This is a genomic window from Mucilaginibacter gilvus (assembly GCF_004054195.1).
GTDB lineage: Bacteria > Bacteroidota > Bacteroidia > Sphingobacteriales > Sphingobacteriaceae > Mucilaginibacter > Mucilaginibacter gilvus.
In genome coordinates this window covers 1-630 of sequence record NZ_SBIW01000019.1, presented here as the reverse complement: position 1 = coordinate 630, position 630 = coordinate 1, and the positions used below count along the sequence as shown (strand labels likewise).

General features: G+C 56.2%; 1 protein-coding gene. It reads left to right on the top strand.

The features are described from left to right. Positions 1 to 630 (top strand): cadherin-like beta sandwich domain-containing protein (locus EPL05_RS21715; RefSeq protein ID WP_134240089.1); only part of this gene is annotated, 630 nt, incomplete at both ends.

Sequence of the window (630 nt, the reverse complement as noted above, 5' to 3'; positions counted from 1 at the left end):
GTTCGTCGGCCAGTACGATATCGCTTACCCTAACGGCACAGGATGCAGGTTCGGTGATCCGGGTAAATGGCAGCACGGTAGCCAGCGGTGTCGCCTCGGCCCCGATAACCCTGACCGGCGCGTCTACCCCGATAGATGTACTGGTAACGGCAGAGAACGGCACCAGCACCAAAACGTACCGCATCACTGTATTAAAAGGCTTGTCCGGTAACGCTTATCTGAGCAAAATAGCCACCAACCCGCTGTCGCCTCTTGCCCAGGTAAGCGGCCCTGCAGACCTTAACTATACCGCCACGGTAGGTTCTTCGGCCAGTACGATATCGCTTACCCTGACCGCGCAGGATGCGGGCTCTGCGATCAAAATAAATGGCACTACGGTAGCCAGCGGCGTAGCTTCGGGCCCAATTACCCTTACCGGCGCATCCACTCCGATAGATGTACTGGTAACGGCAGAGAACGGCACGACCACCAAAACGTACCGCATCACCGCGGTGAAAGGTTTGTCAGATAATGCTTACCTGAGCAAAATAGCCACCAACCCGTTATCGCCACTTACCCAGGTAAGCGGCCCGGCAGACCTTAACTATACCGCCACGGTAGGTTCGTTGGCCAGCACGATATCGCTTACCT